This is a genomic window from Paralimibaculum aggregatum, assembly GCF_030270585.1.
Classification (GTDB): Bacteria; Pseudomonadota; Alphaproteobacteria; order Rhodobacterales; family Rhodobacteraceae; genus Thermohalobaculum; species Thermohalobaculum aggregatum.
Map to the genome: position 1 here is coordinate 1 of NZ_BSYI01000197.1, position 210 is coordinate 210.

Sequence of the window (210 nt, forward strand, 5' to 3'; positions counted from 1 at the left end):
GGGTGCAGACCTGCGAGCGGACGGGGAATGCGGGGCTCACCTGCCGACGCTGCGGTGTTTCCGGGCCAACACTGCGAAAGTGGTGGCGTCGTTGCCAGGCGGAGGGGGTGGCCGGGCTCGTCGACCGAAGCCGGCGCCCTTTGAGTTCTCCCGGACGGCGGGTGCTTGCGCCCCTGGAGCAGCGCATCATCAAGCTGCGCAAGGGGCGCA

Annotated in this window: 1 protein-coding gene; it reads left to right on the forward strand. The window is 70.5% G+C overall.

Annotation, left to right across the window (positions count from 1 at the left end):
* Nucleotides 1-2: 2 nt before the first annotated feature.
* Nucleotides 3-210: helix-turn-helix domain-containing protein (locus tag QSJ97_RS24925; RefSeq protein ID WP_285675202.1), on the forward strand; the 208-nt coding region annotated here is incomplete at its 3' end.